The organism is Paenibacillus chondroitinus NBRC 15376, from assembly GCF_004000765.1.
In the GTDB taxonomy this organism is placed as follows: domain Bacteria; phylum Bacillota; class Bacilli; order Paenibacillales; family NBRC-103111; genus Paenibacillus_E; species Paenibacillus_E chondroitinus.
In genome coordinates this window covers 129,072-145,590 of sequence record NZ_BILW01000018.1, presented here as the reverse complement: position 1 = coordinate 145,590, position 16,519 = coordinate 129,072, and the positions used below count along the sequence as shown (strand labels likewise).

Here is a 16,519-nt window from a genome sequence, read left to right as displayed (position 1 = left end):
CATTTAAACCGCTTACAATTCACCTTTTGTAACAAATGGTTGTATGATATGCAACGAAAGACCGCAATCGCGGTCTGACCACACCATTACGTTGTATGTGATGCAACGTAGTCCTTTAACTTTGCTGCACAGCCGTCTTTACAACGAAAAATAAAAAGCTCCGAGCTCTCACTCGAAGCCTTCTCACGCCATCCATCCCTTGCCTTATCGAAACTGATTAACAAACTACGTTTCAAAGTGGTACTTTTTCTTCGCAAATCGTCCGATGACATTCACTAATCCGTACAAAACAATGGATAGAAGCGCCAACATCGCAATGCTCACCATGACCATGTTCATTTGGAAAACTTGGCCGCCGTAGATAATCAAATAACCGAGTCCCGCTTTAGAGGACAGGAATTCTCCCATAATGACGCCGACCAGCGTCAAACCGACATTAACTTTTAGCGTTGCAATCAAGTTAGGAATACTTGCCGGCAGCAGCACCATCCGCAGCATCTGCGCCTTGGACGCACCGAAGGATTCCATGAGTTTAAGCTTCGTTTTGCTAATTTCCTTGAACCCGCTCTCCACCATAATAATGGTGACGATGACCGATATGGCCATGGCCATCCCGTAAATCGAGTACTTATCTCCGAGCCAGATGTAAAAGATAGGCCCAAGCGCAACCTTTGGCAATGCGTTCAATACGACGACATACGGTTCCAATACCTTGGAAGCAAAGGTTGACCACCAGAACACAACTGCTACGAGCGTACCGAACAGCATGGACACGACGATACCGATGAAGGTTTCAATGGCTGTAGTCCATGTATGTTTGAACAGATCACCATGAAAGGCAAGCTCTTGAAAGGAGTGGACAATTTGCGAGGGTTTGCTGGTTAGCATGGAGTCCACCCACTTCATATTGGAGGCAAGTTCCCACAGCCCCAGGAAAAGGATGAGTACCAACAGTTGGGAGAGGCGAACCGCCCATAGCCTGCGCTTTTGTACCCGAAGATATTGGGCGTATTGAACTGACGCTGCCTTTTCCGGAATTTCCGCAACCAAGGCAATCGATTGTTCCTTTCTCGTTTCTGAACCTATACTGGGCTCACTAACCGGCAGTGACGACATGCCCTTCCAACTCCCTCCAAATTTGATTAAAGTACTCGTTGTAACCGGCTGCTTCTCGTTTGCTCCATGGAGTCAACGTTTCTCCCTTACCGAGCTCAATATTGTAAACGGATGAAATCGTGCTCGGCCGCTTGGACATGACCATGACCCGGTCTCCCATACTGATGGCTTCGGATATATCGTGAGTGACAAGCACGGCGGTCTTCCCTTGATCTTTGATGATTTTGAAAATTTCATCGTTAAGCGTTATCCGCGTTTGATAATCGAGGGCGGAAAACGGTTCATCGAGCAGCAAAATGTCCGGTTCCGTCACGAGCGTACGGATTAAGGCGACTCTTTGGCGCATCCCGCCTGAGAGCTGTGCCGGACTATGATGGGCAAAGCCGCCCAACCCGTAGCGGTCCAGAAGCTCCATGGCTTTCCGCCTCGCTTTCTGCAAATCCATCTTGCGTACCTCAGCGCCAACGAGCAAGTTGCTCAAAATATCGCGCCATTCAAACAAATGATCATGCTGCAGCATATATCCTACCTTGGGCGAAGTGCCGATCACTTCCTGCCCATCAATCAACACACTGCCTTTTGTTGGTCTATACATGCCGGAGATTAGAGAGAGCATCGTACTCTTCCCGCAACCGCTTGGGCCAACAATGCTAATAAACTCACCCGCTTGAATCGACATATTGATTTTGCGTATCGCCTCGGTCTCTTGCTTCAAAGTAAAATAGCTGAGGCAAACATCCTGCAATTCAATTTGCGCCATCTGTCTATTCCGCCTTCCCGATTTTTTTCACAAAGCTCATATCCACAACGGCGTTGATGTCAGCTACTTTCTGTTCAGGTTTCAGCACACCGTTCTCGATCAGCACCTTTTGCAGCGTGTCAAATTGCTGGGCATTCAATTCCGGCACGGCCGGCCACGTATCCTGCTTCATGTACCGGTCAACCGATTGAATAATTATATCTTTAGGCGTCCCGTCAAAAAACGGCATTAATGCACTTGCGATATCGTCTGAAGATGCAGTTTGCATCCACGCTCGACCTTTGGCTACCGCATTGACGAATTTCTGGATAATGGCAGGGTTTTTCTTAATGTAATCAGAGGTGGCCACATAAGAAGTTTCAGGGAAAGCACCAAAATCTTGTCCAACCGAAGCAACATAATGAGCTTTACCTTCCTTCACCAAGCTGGACGCGATAGGCTCGAAGACTTGAATGTAATCCCCTTTGCCGCTTGTGAAAGCTCCCGCCATGGCCGTCGAGGCGATATTCGTCACAACGTCCGTCTGAGCAACCTTTTCTTGCGTCAACTTCGTGTTCAGCACCATTTGCGGCGCACTGCCAGGCCTCCAGCCAATGACCGACTTGCCTCCCAAGTCGCTCCATTTGAAATTATCAACCTTATTGCGCGAGAGTAAAAAAGAGCCGTCCTTCATCGTGAGTTGGTGAAAGATTTTGAGTGTTTTATCCCCTTTTTGGTTATAAATGTAGATGGCAGTCTCGGGCCCGACAAGCGAAATGTCGGCGACGCCGGCGATCAGCGCAGCCGCTCCTTTATCCGAGCCTTGCGCGGTATTCATATCCACGTTCAGCCCTTCCTCTTTAAAAAATCCTTTTTCCATAGCAATGTAATGCGGCGCATAAAAAACGGAACGGATAACCTCAGAAAACTTGACGGTTTGCAGAGCTTCCTCCTTCTTCTTGTCCGCTGCTGCGGCGGGCGCAGTTGTCGAAGACGTTGTCGAGCTACATCCAGTGGCAGCTGTCAGGAGCATAGCGGCAAATAAAATAATGGCGGTTTTCTTCATTTTTAGCATGAGCAATCATCCTTTCAAAAATGTTTATAGGAATTGTACAGCCTGGGGCTGTTTTGTCACCAAATGTGTTTCCGCCATTTCTTTCCCATAATCAACCATCACCTTGTGTCCTACATCCTTCAGGGGAACAGCGGTTATACGCTCTCTGAGTAAAAATACTTCAACATCGGGGAGCAGCATTTCTAAGGCATACGCGAGTGGCAGCCCATTCTCCATAAGTTCAACGGAATGCGAATTGCCGACGATAAAATTAAGCCCACGCCGTTTGGCCAGCTCAACAAAAGCATGATCCTCTCTCACCCGGCTGATGCTCGCAATAATGGTATCGGTCTCGGGATACATATCCAAGGCCGTTTCCAGATTGCTCATGGAAAATCCGGTATGCGGAAAAAAGTGCAGGACATGCTCTACAGGACTATTCACCGTACCGCTTAGGAGCTGTGCCGGATTAGCAAGCGTCGCTTCTTGCAGGGAGTGCTCTCCGCGAATCGCCCGTTCTGCTTCAAGAATGTCATCATCCATTTCTCTCCCCATCAAACGATGGATACGTTCCAGGATGTCCCCCGCCGTCTTAATCCCATCCAAAGCTATTCCTTTATGTAAAATGTTGCCCGGAACGCCGCCGAAGGCAATGTCCGTCTTCAATTTGCGATGACCATGCAAAAATGTCATGCCGGGATGCAGCCCGTGGAACGCTTCGTGCATTTCAATCAGCGCCAAATTGTATAAAGGCAAATAATCCGAGAATGGCACTCCCCCTGAGCTGGCGGCGTCTGCAACGGGATGATGTACAACAATGAGGTCAAGCTTCATGGCTGAGGCCAGCTCGATCACCGATTCGGTCAGGGTCATGCCCACGCCGATTTTCTTGACCGGTTGCTTTTTATCGCCGAAAATGAGACCAGGAATTTCAATAACACTTTTGCCCGGGATATTCGAGGTTTTCATAACAACGTACGGGTTCGTTCCCGAAGTAATCTCATTCCAATCCATCACCATCCTTCCTCTAGAAATGGTATTCAGTGCCTCAAGTACTTGTCCTACATCCGTTTGCTTTTGGATTTGCCTCATCTGCGCCCTTCCTTTCTCCTGCTGCTTTTTCTAACTTGCCAAATAACAAATAACCGCTACTTATGAGCATACGGACTTAAAGAATCCGATAGTGTCATTAGTAGCGGTCGTAAAGCTCTCCAGAAATTGGAGTTCCTTAGCACCTGCATGAAAATAGGCTTGTAAAGAGCGGCACTATGGCATCTGATCTCTTGTTCACACAAGGATTCGACCCTTAATGCTCCCTCCTGTAAAACGCTTACACTGCCATCATAGCATAAATTTTTGAAAAATACTCTGGTAATTGCATATTGTATACAAAAATATTTTTCAGCTGTTTATGTCAGTAAATATAACAACAAATAAAGTTCATGTCAATGAAAAGTTGAAATTTTCAGTTCAAAACGCCCATTCACGTCATGTTATATAACACAACTATTCCAAAGGCTCTTTAAACAAAATCACAGTACCCGATAATTCCGTTTCCGGGTCATAATCCTTCAGCACCAGCTTAACCTCCAGACCAAGCTTACTCTCAATCTGCTGCTTGAGCATGCGCTTGTTGGCTTCCATAAGCAGAATGTCCACGCTAGCGGTCAAGCTCCGATTCGAACCGTCCAGTATTTTCAAAGCCGGTATACGCTTGTGCGTGGCAAAAATAAACACCTTGTCCCCGGAGATGTCAACCTTTTGCGATTTGATGCCGGTTCCGAATATTTCCTGATTGATAGAATTATAGATCTTAATAATTTCCTGTTTCAGTTCGCCGGGCGAGTATGAATGCTTCATCCAACCGCTCCCTACCATTTTTTCTCCCATTATATCACAAGGAACTTAGCGAGAATTAAGATTTCCGCTAACTCTTGATTGGAGGGGAACTGGAGTCCTCTATTTGTAGCAAAACAAGCTATTTCCTCACCGGAGGGGAACTACAGGCACTTATTCGGCCGCCACGGCACTTTTTTTCGGTGATTTGGACAAAATAGCGGACCGTAGTTCCCCTGCAAGTGGAAGAGGTGCCTTTTCAGAAATATAGCGGACTCTAGTTCCCTCAGCCCATGCAGGAGCGCTAGCCTCCCAATAAAAAACCTCCCATTCACCTTCACTCGGAAGAGGAATAAGAGGGGTTTAAAGTATGCCGATCACCGAGGCTGAGCGGAAATATCACTGGCCCTTGAGACGTCGACCGGATAACTATCCGAGCCTCTCCGAACTAGGGCTGCCTGCCAGAAAGTCGCCTGTCACTCGCATCCAGTCCTCGAGTGCAGCATTAAGCCGTTCCATCGGTTCTACGCCGATCGCATCGTTGAATAAATCCGTCGTTTCCCAAGGGTCGTCAATCAGATTAAATAACTGCACACGATCGCTTCCTAATCCCGTAAGGGGTGAGCGGTAGTAACGGATGAGCTTCCATTCCCCATCCATCGCCATGCGCTGCACATCTTTGTACACCGAACAAACAACGTCTCGGACGGAATCCCTCTCCTCTGAGACGAGCGGGAGCAATGAAAGACCCTCCGTTCCTTCCGGAAGCTCCACATCAGTTATTGCAGCCACTGTCGGGAAAATATCGATATTACTGGAAAGTCCCTTAATCTGTCTGCCTTGCGGCAGGCCAGCCCCAGACATGATGAGGGGAATTCGAACGCTATGTTCATACAGATTTTGCTTTCCCATTAGACCATGCTGCCCAAGGGCTAACCCATGATCTGCGGTATACACGATAAGCGTGTTCTCATAGATGCCCTTCACTTTCAGAGCATCCACGATCCGCCCGATCTCCGCATCCATGTGAGTGATCATTGCATAATAGTCTGCGATATGCTGGCGAATTTCCTCCCCATCCCGAGGCAGGGAAGCCAACTTTTCATCGCGAACCAACATTTCTCCATTGTCAAAAGGGTGTTCCTGGCTAAAGTTAGCAGGCAGCGGAATATCGTCCCGATGATACATGGAAGCATAAGGCTCCGGCGCTGTTCGTGGATCATGAGGTGCCGTATATGCCACATACAGATAGAACGGGCTCTCATTCTCATAGGTTTCAACAAACTGCACGGCGGCATCGGTAAATAATTGAGTCGAAAACGTTTCTTCGGTATATTCCCGCTCCTTGGAATAGGCGCCCGTTGGATCGAAGTCTTGGACAGGCACTTGGGTATGCGGGCTCATCCCGTAAAAAAACAGTTTGTCACCGTCATCAAAGCTTCTCGCAAAACTCGCTTTGTCGTTATGCCATTTGCCGACCGCATGCGTGTAGTAACCCGATTCCCGCAGCGTTTGCGGCATTAATTTGACGTCGGAACGAATGTCTGTTGAGTGCTCACATTTGTGCAGTTCCTGCCCGACCATCGTGTGGAAAATGGATTTTCCCGTATTAACGCACGCCCGGCTTGGGGCACAGACAGCTCCCGTTAATCCGCCGAAAATATGCGTATTCCTGAACGAGACGCCGCTATTCCCTAATCCATCCAATACAGGGGTCTGTAGAACCGTATTTCCGAAAGCACCTATCGCCTCGTCGCGATGATCGTCTGAAATAAGAAAAACGACATTCGGTCTTTTAGCCTTCATGATGCAGCACCAGCCTTCCGCAAATTTGCCTTTTATTCACCTTTCTAAGGGAGATCCCGCATGCGCTTAAATATTTTCAAGGCACCGTCTCGATGCTGAACCATCCAATCTGCCAGCCTTAATCTAAGGAAACGCAGTTTCTCCGCATAGTCAGCATGATCAATCAGATTTTCCAATTCGTAAGGGTCCTTGCTTAAATCATAGAGCTCATCGAGGTCACCGCAATTAAACACATACTTCATCTTTTCATAACGAATCATTCTTTGCGTATACATCACGCTCTCAAGTCCTGAACATTCCGTTACCACACAATCCGGCCAAGAAGCCAAAGGCTCATCCGTATTACGCAGCATAGGCGCAAATGAACGTCCATCCCGGTTCTCCGCTTTCTCCCGCTCTACACCGGCCAACTCAAGAATGGTCGCATACAGATCGCATGTGCCAACAAAGTGATTTTCTTCACGATGCACGCTATTTCCTGCCGGCTTTACAAATAAGGGAATACGGCATGTTTCCTCATACATGAAAAAGGCTTTATCGCTTAATCCGCCATGAATGCCCAGTGATTCGCCATGATCCGCCGAAAAAATAATCGTCGTATTGTCATATAGATCATGCTCTTTTAAATAAGCGATGATTCGACCGATTTGCTCATCGATGGAGCTCATAAAGCCATAATAATGCTTCACATAAGGAGCAAAAGCTTCCCATTCCTTCGATTTCGCGCTTTTCGCTTTATGGATCGACGGTTTCTTATGCCCCTCATCGTAAAAGTTGGGCCAAGGCTCCAGTTCCATGTCACGGTACAGATCGAGATGCTTGGTCGGTGCCATATATGGCTCATGCGGCCCCCAGTAGTTGAGCGCAAAAAAGAACGGCTTCGAACGTTTACGGAATCGCTCCATGTAATGAATAGCCCGTTCTGTCAAATAGTACTCCACCGTCGATTCAATAGGTGAAACCACTTCCGCAGCGGTATGTACATCGAAATTGCCGGATAACTTATTTTTCGTTTCGAACGAGAGGTTATTTTCTTCCAAGTAGTCTTTGAACTGTTTATAGTGATAACCGCCAATCCCATGACCCGGGAAATCGTCCGCTTCATACCCTACATCCGAAGGGAGTGAACGCATATCGTATTTAAATTCCGGAAATTGAATGACATGCTCGCCCTGACTCAAATAATGTTGCGTTTCTGCGGAATCATTGCCTTGACCCAGGTGCCATTTCCCGGTATAACCAACACTGTAATTTTGCTTCTGCAATTGTCTGCTGAGCAGGTCCGGATGATCCGGCAGCTCCCTGATCAAGCAATGCGATCCATACGAGTTCGCCTGCATGCCCACATTAAACGGGTAATACCCGGTTTGCAAAGAGGATCTTGCCGGCGTACAAATCGGACAACTCGTATAGGCATTCGTAAATACAATACTATCTTCCGATAACTGATCGAGATTGGGCGTTTGGCACACCTTTCCGCCGTAAGCCTTCAATGTATCCACACGTTGCTGATCGGTCAAAATCAATAAAATATTCCGGTTTTCCATACTCATTTGATCCCCAACTCCTCATCGTTTTTTTGTTCGTTTTTTGCAGCTATTTATATTCAGCCTTTGACGGAACCTAACAGCATTCCTTGGTTAAAATGTTTTTGCATGAATGGGTAGACGAGCAGCATCGGTGCCGCAACGATGACGACAGCAGCCATTTTGACCGGTGGACCGTACTCGAAGCCTTCAACAACAAGCATCATTGAGGAATCACTGGATTCAATAAGCATTTGCCTTAAATAGACTTGAAGCGGCCACATCTGCGTATCGTTCAAATACAACAATGCTGAGAAATACGTATTCCAATTTTGCACCATATAAAATAACGTGAACGTCGCCACCGCCGGCATCGAAAGCGGCAGTACGATCTGCCAGAACAAACGAAGTTCCCCGCAGCCATCCATTCGCGATGATTCCTCCAGTTCGGCCGGGAAGTTTTGGAAAAAACTCCTCATCACAATCAAATGAAAAGGCGCAATCGCCCCCGAGAGCCAGAGTGAACTATAGCTGTCCAATAGTCCGAACGCTTTGATCACCAGGTAGGTCGGGATAATCCCACCACTAAACAGCATGGTGACAAGTACTAGAAAATTAATGGTTTTACGACCGGGCAGCCAGACCTTCGATAAGCCGTATGCCATCAAGCTGGTCATCGAGATATTAATCGCCGTTCCGATGATCGTAATGACGAGCGAATTTTTAAAAGAAGTGATGAAATTTTGCTCCCGCAGCAGAAATTGGTAGGAGTTGAGCGTCCATTCCTTTGGATATAAGAAGAATCCTCTTGCTAACACTTCATGTTTTGTAGCAAATGAAACGACCACGACATAGATGAAAGGCACAATAACAAGCAGCGATGCGAGCGCTAATAAAGCGTATACAATCCAAACAAACAGCCGATCGGTTCCTTTGGCAGCCATCAGTATACCCCCTCTTCTCCAAAGCGCCTCGCCAGCGCGTTCGCCGTAATCACAAGCACAAGGCCAATGGCTGATTTAAATAACCCCACTGCCGTCGTAAAGCTGAATTGTGCCGAGAGGATACCTGACCGATATACATAGGTGTCAAAAACGTCCGAAACGTCCATATTAAGCGGATTTTGCAGCAATAACACGTGTTCGAAGCCAATATCCAGCACCTGCCCAAGCCGTAAAATAAACATGATGAAGATGACGGATTTGAGTGCCGGAAGACTTATATTCAGCATTTGCTTCCATCGGCTTGCGCCATCTACGACTGCCGCTTCGAACAAGGTCGGATCTACAGAAGCAAGCGCCGCCAGAAAAATGATTGCACTCCAGCCGGTCTCTTTCCAAATATTTTGAATCAAATACATGGTGCGGAAATATTCGGGATTCGTTAACAGATCGAACCGCTCCCAGCCCCAGGAAATAAGCAGCTTATTCACCGCTCCGTCTTGGGTTGAGAACAAGATTACGGTCATACTGACAACCACAACCCAGGACAGAAAATGAGGCAAGTACGTAATGGTCTGCACCGATTGGCGGTAGGCCTTCAATCTGACTTCGTTCAGCAGCAGCGCTAGAATGATTGGAGCCGGAAAAAAGAGAAATAAATTCAAAGAACTCATGATCAACGTATTGCGCATCAAGAACCAGAAATCAGCCTCCGTAAATAGGCGGCGGAAATGCTCTAAGCCGACCCAATCACTATGGAGGAAGCCATCAAATGGATCATAGTCCTGAAAGGCAATGGCGACGCCGAACATGGGTAAGTAACGAAATAGGATGAAAAAAAGCACGCCCGGTGCAATCATCGCATAAAGCGGTAATCCACGGCGGAGCAGTTTCTTGGTTGCCGTCATTGTCGCTCCCCCTTCCATAAGGATAAGACTCTGTTTAACAAAGAAGGAAACCACGAAACCGTGGTTTCCCCAGTAGAAGATCTACTTCATTTTTGCATAAATATCGTTGATCTCTTTCGTAATTTGGTCGCCTCCGCCTGATTTCCACTGCTCGACCGCTTTATCGATGCTTTCTACAGGCTCTTGACCGACAATCACCTTGACAATGGCATTCGTAAACTTTTTCTCCAGTTCACTGCCGACTTTCGTCTGCGTTTCCGAGACAAGACCTGCCCCAGGATTATCGTACCGGTAGGGTTCTGTATTTTTAAACCAGGTAAGAACCTTGTCCGCATAAGCTTTATCGTCCCATAGACGAATCTGGATGCCCGGATCATAGCGACGGATAAACCACGTAGACAATATTTGCGGACGATTCGTAGTAAAGGCTGGAAGCACAGTGAATTTGTCGCCTTCTTTTTTGTAATCCACACCTTCAATCCCGTTCTTAATTAACGTATATCCCTCATCCGACAGCATGTAATCGAGCAGCTTCAAGATTCGCTGCTGCTTTTTCACATCAACTTTGGCATTCACGACAATCTTCGTCGTACTGATCACCGTATTGGCAAATTGCAGTCCTGTCGGTCCTTTCGGCGGTGCAAGCTGGACAATGTCCGCTTTCGGGTCGAGCTTTTGAACACTTGGCAGGCTAATTGTATACAGCTCATTCGGATTAACCTCCGCCATCCCGTTCGTGTTTGCCTCCAATTTGTTCCACGGATCTCGTTCTTTATTTACGGCAAAATCTTTATCCAACACGCCTTCCGCATACGCTTTGCGCAGGAATCCGGCAAGATCTTTCCATTCTTTCGCTTGCGATTGCATCGGTACAAGCTTGCCGTCTACCGTCTTCCAGTTATTCGCCAGTCCGAAGGCGCCTTTCAAATAATCAATGTTGCCTAAGCCGCCGTTGACACCAACAGTCATACTGAAGCCAATCGTATCTTTCTTCCCGTTGCCGTTCGGATCCCTATCAACGAACGCTTTGCCCACGTCGTAGAACTCATCTACCGTTGTAGGCATCTTTAAATTCAATTTATCCAACCAATCTTTGCGAATCGATAAATTGCTACGGAAGCTTGGCGCATACATCGGCAAGCCATAGATATGATCCTTCGGATTCATCATTTGCAGATCGTGTTCCGGGATCTCTTTTGTCAAGTTCGGGTACTGCGAGAGTTGTGGTTTCAAATCGAGAAAGACACCTTTCTCCTGCCATTTATTGTACGAAGTTGCATTCCAGATTTGGAAGATGTCAGGAAATGCGTTCGAAGCCGCCATTACATTGATTTTCTCTTCATAGTTATCCCCAGGCACCCATTGGAACTTCAAATTGATGTTCAGCTTTTCATTCAATTTCTTAATTATGGGGTGGTTCTCCGGCCAGCCACCGCCGGCAGCTGTGCTGACGAGCATCGTGATATCCATTTTCTCCGAGCCGTCATCCACATTCGCATTTTGTTTGGCCGTTGGCTGAACCGACTCCTCTTTGCCCACAGTGCCATTGCTGGTGCTGCAGCCTGCCAGTCCTGCTGCTATTACGATCATTGACATTGAAAGCGTCAACATTTTCCTCATGCTTTGCTCCCCCTCATACTCGTCAAGTAAGTTTTTACATCCTCAGTATAGAGCAGAAGAGAAAAACGCTCCTTATCCGTTTTCACGATTTCCTATCCAATTTCACGAATCTATCCTGTATCTGCTATTCTACGATAGGGCAATCGAATGGATACAACCGTTCCTTGTCCTGGAAACGAATCAATTCGAATCCCGTACTTATGGCCATATCGCAGAACAAGCCGGGCATGTACGTTGGAGAGACCTAATGAGCCGCTGGCAGAAGGAAAGCCGTTGGGACTCTCAGACTCCTTGCGCAGCAAATCTTGAATATCCTCTAACTGAGCCTCGGGAATCCCTTTCCCATTATCCGCGATTTCCAAGATCAGATCTCCACTTTCTTCAAAAGCATTGATGATGATCGTCCCTTCTCCGCCATTGGGTTCAATGGCATATTTGACGGCATTTTCTACAATTGGCTGCAACGTCAACTTCATGCACAAGCAATCATAAAACTTCTCATTCACCGAGATGGTGCGGATAAACGACATAGGAAAACGGAGCTTCACGATTTCCAAATATTTCGCCATAATCTTCAGCTCATCGTGAAGGGTGACCTCTTCGTTTTCGAATCTTGCCGTATACCGATAAACGTCGGCTAAATTGCGCGAGATTGTCTCAATACGTGGCACATTTTCCAGAAAGGCCATGCTTTTAATAATCCCCAGCGTGTTGTATAACAAATGGGGATTTATTTGATTTTGCAAAGCCCGAATCAAGGCTTCTTTTTGCCTAAGCTCCAGCTTCATCTCTTTCATTTGGAGATTGGTGACCGTCGTCATCAATTGGTCCAACCTAGAGACCATGTGGTTGAAGCCGACATTCAGACTCTGCATTTCATCCTGCTGTTTGGATAAGTACGCCCTGACATTCAAATCACCGGTCGACACTTTCGCCATTAAATTTCGCAAGGTAATAACCGGCTTGACAAACCGGCTAGTCATGAGCGGAATAATCGTCACAATAATGATGGCTACGGCTAGAAACGCGATAATAATCGATCGCTCCACAGCTTTGGCTCCCACTTCCAGCTCACTTTTAGGCACCATGGAAACGACGTGCCAGTTCATCCGGTTCGTTTTATTAACGGATATCAGCCAATTTTGCCCATTCCAATTCTGATTAAAAGTTTCGTTCCCTTCATTCAGCTGGAGACTGGACAGAGGCGTATTATCCCTAGGGATGCCAAGCCAATCGTCATTGGGATGATAAATGATGGTATCATCTGGCGATACGACAAAGAAGTAACCCGTATCCCCGATCCGCACGTCTCCGAAGGAAGCACGGATGTTTTTGGGCATCACATCAATTACGAACCTGCCGATAATATCCATCGTCACGGTGTCGTAGACGGGCTTAACAATAGAAATCACCGCATATCTGGGTTGTTGCGGATAGTTGGTCAAATGTGTAGGAATGATTTGGATCTGTTGATCATAATCGAGCGAAAACCACGGCTCCCGCCAGTAATAGGATGACTGGGAATAAAAAAAGCTGTTCATCGACACCATCTGGTTATTCGTGGACATCAGAAACATACCGACGATTTCCGGGTGGTTCATCGCAGTAAACTTGCGCATCTCTTTCTCAATCGCTTCGGTTTGCTCCGGCAATAGGGACTGGCCGCGCAAAAAAGCTTGGAATTGTGCATTCGCTGGCATGGGCGCAGATGTCTGAATGATTTGCTCGATATAATCATTCATTCGATAACTGAACCGTGAAGCGGCGTCATTGGATGCATCCACAAATTCACGCTCTATCACTTTTTGAAATCCTTGATTTGATATCAGCAGGACAACAAGCAACGACAGCAGGTTGAGCAGTAAAAAGCCAATCGTCATACGCGTTTTAATCGAATGCATTTTCGTTTTTAGCAGCACGTTACAAACCCATTCCTTTCCGAAAATCATTCGGCGTCATGTCCGTCAATGCCTTGAACACTCTATTGAAATAAGGAAGTGAAATAAAACCAACCATCTCAGCGGCCTCATAAACTTTAATATCGTCCTCCACCAGGAGCGCCTTCGCCTTCTGAATCCGGACACCGTTCAGATAGTTAACGAATGATTGATTCGTATGCTGCTTAAATAAATAACCGAAGTACGACGGGCTCAAATTCGCAACCTGAGCTATTTTGACCAATGTCAGCTGCTGCATGTAATGGCTTTCAATATAATCGGTCGCTTTGCGGATGACTGCTCGTATTTCAGCGTTTGCCGATTGATTGGTCTGCAGGGTCAACGTCTCCAGCAAGCTCTGAAAATAGCGCGAAATATCGTCATGATGATCCCAAGCCGGTCGAGCAGGCAACTCGCAGCTCATCTTATCTCCCTTGATCAATTCCGTTAATTTTCCCGCAAAAATCTCCAATATCGTTCTGCGTGTTCCCGGGCGAGCCGATTGCAGCTTGCGAATATCATTCAGTATGCTCGTCAGCTTGGCAAGCCGTTTCTTCGCATCCCATTCATGCATCTGCTCAAGAAAGCTTACGATTTGCTTGAGATATCCTTGCATCTCTTTAAACATGGCCATCCTGTTCAGTGACCGATGCAGAGCATCCTTGAGTTCTTCCTTCATGAGCGGCTTCAGCAAATATTCCGAAACGCCATACCGCACAGCTTGTTGAGCATAAGAAAAATCATCATAGCCACTAACAATGATGGAAACGATTGGAAGACCCGCCTCCTCAATATCACGAATCAGCTCTAAACCGTCCCGTCTCGGCATTCGGATGTCGGTCACGAGAATCGCAGGCCACAGCTCATGTATCATATTCCATGCATCCTCACCGTCCATGGCTTCACCGACAATCTCGAAACCTTCACCGATTTGCTCGATCATTTCAACCAGCTCACTGCGCAACCATAGTTCATCTTCAGCAACAACGATTTGTACCATGTCGGATTCCTCGCTTTACAAAAAGGTTGCGATTATCATACCACTATGGATTATGTTAATAAATCATTAACATGTATTATTCTTCTTTGACGGAGTCAATATAAGCAATGATTTGCCCACATTTTGCAAAGAAAACGGTTTCATTATCCCCCAAGATAAAGAGAAGATTCCTATTGCGCAGCATCGAAGGAGCTCTTTTGCCCATGACCATTCCAAAAAAACTAGGCCTAATTGCCATTACGTGGCCTTTATTTATTGAATCATCCCTGCAAGTGTTTATGCGAACTTCGGATACGTTCATCGTGAGTCATATTTCGGATGAAGCCGTTGCAGCGGTTGGCGTCAGCAATCAGCTCATTATTTTTTTATTTTTGCTGCTGCAAGTCATCTCAACCGGTTCAGCCATCGTGATTTCACAATGTTTGGGCGCGAATAAAAGCAGAGAAGTCAAGAAGTTTGCCGCTGGAGCCATCGCGCTTAATTTCCTGTTCGGCTTTCTGGTCAGCCTGTGTATCGTAATCTTCAGTAGACAGCTGCTGAAGCCCTTCGGGTTGGAGCCAGCTGCACTGGAGCAGGCCCGCATATACTTTTCAATCGTGGGCGGCTCTTTATTTATTCAGGCCGTTAATCTGACCATTGCATCCATCACGCAGGTGCATGGGTATACAAGATATACAATGGCGGTCAGCTTAGGCGTTAACCTGATAAATTTGACCGGCAGTATTTTATTTGTTTTCGGTCCTTTCGGCTTTCCCAAACTCGGCGTGCCGGGTGTCGCGATCTCGGCAATCGTCAGCCAATTCGTTGGACTCCTGGTGCACAGCATCATTTTACGAAAAATCGTTCGATTGAACCTATCCTTCAGCAACTTCTACAAAGCTAGATTCGCAGATCTGAAAAAAATATTGGCCATCGGGATTCCGACAGCCGGGGGCTCCCTCGTCTATTCGATCAGCCAACTGATGACGACCTATTTCATCACGCAGCTGGGCGCTGAGATGCTTTCCACCCGGATTTATACCCAAAATATCATGACATTCATTATGGTTCTGGCTATCTCCCTTGGACGGGAAACTCAAATTATTATCGGCCGACTGGTCGGCGCCGGGGAAAAAGAGGAAGCTTACAGACAGTTGTTTCGCAGCCTGCTGCTCAGCTTATTGCTATCACTTGCCGCGGTCACCTTAACCGTTTTGTTCAGAAAACAGTTGATCGGTATGTTTACGGATAACGTCGAAATCATTACACTAGGGGCGTTTTTACTGACGTTTGGTTTCCTTCTGGAGCCTATACGCTGTCTGAACATTGTGATTGGTGAAGCCCTCAGGGCTGCCGGTGATGCTCGATTCATTCTCCTGATTGGCGTAGGTGTCATCATGGGACTGTGCGTCCCGTTGACCTATTGGGTAGGCATTCGTCTAGGGTATGGACTCGTTGGGATGTGGGGCGTGTTCATCATGGATGAAGGCGTGCGGGGACTGCTCTTATTATTCCGCTGGAAAAGCAGGGCCTGGGAGAACAAAGTGTTGGTCACCAGGGAGGAAGCAGGCTAGATGGAGCAATCTAGCCTTTATAAATCTTGTGATAACCGTATCATATCGATAACTTGTATCCCATTTTCAATGATTTCTTCCTCATAATGTCTAATAAAAAAGTCTTTGTCTATGCCCGTTATTCTAAAGCCGCATTTCTGATAAAGCGCCAGCTGACCAACACTGGAATTCCCGGTGCCTACCTCGATGGTTTTAAATCCGAGTCCCGTGGCAACTTGTATGGCGTGTTTCACTAGCTGTTTTCCGTAGCCCTTGCCATGATGGCCTTCATCTACGGCTACATTTACTAACTCTACTGTATCGGGTCTAGTTGGCAGTAAGACATAGACACCTACGATTTGCTCATGCAATAAGCCAATAAAGCATTGCCCTCTTTGTAGATAGCCTTCGACAAGCTTCTGTGAGGGATCCGCTAACAATAGCAGATCTAATGGCGGTTGTTCATTCTTTTTTAACTCTCGTATTTGCATATTTATTACGCCT

The 16,519-nt window shown here is 46.8% G+C and carries 14 protein-coding genes; 1 reads left to right on the top strand and 13 read right to left on the bottom strand.

The features are described from left to right. Positions 1-225 precede the first annotated feature (225 nt). The 12 genes from PCH02S_RS20425 to PCH02S_RS20365 form a co-directional block, all read right to left on the bottom strand. Positions 226-1,116: an ABC transporter permease gene (locus tag PCH02S_RS20425; RefSeq protein WP_127455786.1), complete on the bottom strand. Its 891-nt coding sequence runs from the start codon at positions 1,114-1,116 to the stop codon at positions 226-228. Then, a complete protein-coding gene (locus PCH02S_RS20420) occupies positions 1,097-1,876 on the bottom strand; it encodes an ABC transporter ATP-binding protein (protein WP_127455785.1) in 780 nt (259 codons plus the stop codon). Before PCH02S_RS20420 ends, PCH02S_RS20425 begins: the two co-directional genes overlap by 20 nt. Positions 1,877-1,880: 4 nt before the next feature. Further along, positions 1,881-2,930 (bottom strand): ABC transporter substrate-binding protein, encoded by a 1,050-nt coding sequence (locus tag PCH02S_RS20415; RefSeq protein WP_127455784.1) that lies wholly within the window; start codon positions 2,928-2,930, stop codon positions 1,881-1,883. A 24-nt stretch (positions 2,931-2,954) separates the two neighbouring features. Beyond that, the gene (locus PCH02S_RS20410; RefSeq protein WP_127455783.1) at positions 2,955-4,001 is read right to left on the bottom strand and encodes a Nif3-like dinuclear metal center hexameric protein; all 1,047 of its coding nucleotides are present in this window, start codon (positions 3,999-4,001) and stop codon (positions 2,955-2,957) included. A gap of 414 nt (positions 4,002-4,415) precedes the next feature. Then, entirely contained in the window at positions 4,416-4,769 is a 354-nt protein-coding gene (locus PCH02S_RS20405) for a Na-translocating system protein MpsC family protein (RefSeq protein WP_127455782.1), read from the bottom strand. Between the two features lie 405 nt (positions 4,770-5,174). Then, on the bottom strand, positions 5,175-6,551 hold the full coding sequence (locus PCH02S_RS20395) for a sulfatase-like hydrolase/transferase (protein WP_246069182.1): 1,377 nt from the start codon (positions 6,549-6,551) through the stop codon (positions 5,175-5,177). 44 nt (positions 6,552-6,595) lie between these two features. Then, entirely contained in the window at positions 6,596-8,104 is a 1,509-nt protein-coding gene (locus PCH02S_RS20390) for a sulfatase-like hydrolase/transferase (protein ID WP_127455780.1), read from the bottom strand. A gap of 53 nt (positions 8,105-8,157) precedes the next feature. Then, positions 8,158-9,021, bottom strand: a complete 864-nt coding sequence (locus PCH02S_RS20385) for a carbohydrate ABC transporter permease (RefSeq protein WP_127455779.1) — start codon at positions 9,019-9,021, stop codon at positions 8,158-8,160. After that, on the bottom strand, positions 9,021-9,926 hold the full coding sequence (locus tag PCH02S_RS20380; protein ID WP_246069181.1) for an ABC transporter permease: 906 nt from the start codon (positions 9,924-9,926) through the stop codon (positions 9,021-9,023). Before PCH02S_RS20380 ends, PCH02S_RS20385 begins: the two co-directional genes overlap by 1 nt. Positions 9,927-10,007: 81 nt before the next feature. Next, positions 10,008-11,546, bottom strand: coding sequence for an extracellular solute-binding protein (locus PCH02S_RS20375; RefSeq protein ID WP_127455777.1), 1,539 nt, complete (start codon positions 11,544-11,546; stop codon positions 10,008-10,010). A 110-nt stretch (positions 11,547-11,656) separates the two neighbouring features. Further along, positions 11,657-13,465: a sensor histidine kinase gene (locus PCH02S_RS20370; protein ID WP_164819644.1), complete on the bottom strand. Its 1,809-nt coding sequence runs from the start codon at positions 13,463-13,465 to the stop codon at positions 11,657-11,659. Position 13,466: 1 nt separating this feature from the next. After that, positions 13,467-14,483, bottom strand: a complete 1,017-nt coding sequence (locus tag PCH02S_RS20365; protein WP_127455775.1) for a response regulator transcription factor — start codon at positions 14,481-14,483, stop codon at positions 13,467-13,469. Positions 14,484-14,686: 203 nt separating this feature from the next. On the opposite strand from PCH02S_RS20365, the gene PCH02S_RS20360 reads away from it, so the two are divergent. Further along, positions 14,687-16,036 carry an MATE family efflux transporter gene (locus PCH02S_RS20360; RefSeq protein WP_127455774.1) on the top strand — a complete coding sequence of 450 codons (1,350 nt, stop codon included), beginning with the start codon at positions 14,687-14,689 and terminating at the stop codon, positions 16,034-16,036. A gap of 17 nt (positions 16,037-16,053) precedes the next feature. Here PCH02S_RS20360 and PCH02S_RS20355 read toward each other — a convergent pair whose 3' ends face one another. Continuing rightward, positions 16,054-16,506 carry a GNAT family N-acetyltransferase gene (locus tag PCH02S_RS20355; protein WP_127455773.1) on the bottom strand — a complete coding sequence of 151 codons (453 nt, stop codon included), beginning with the start codon at positions 16,504-16,506 and terminating at the stop codon, positions 16,054-16,056. Positions 16,507-16,519: the final 13 nt, after the last annotated feature.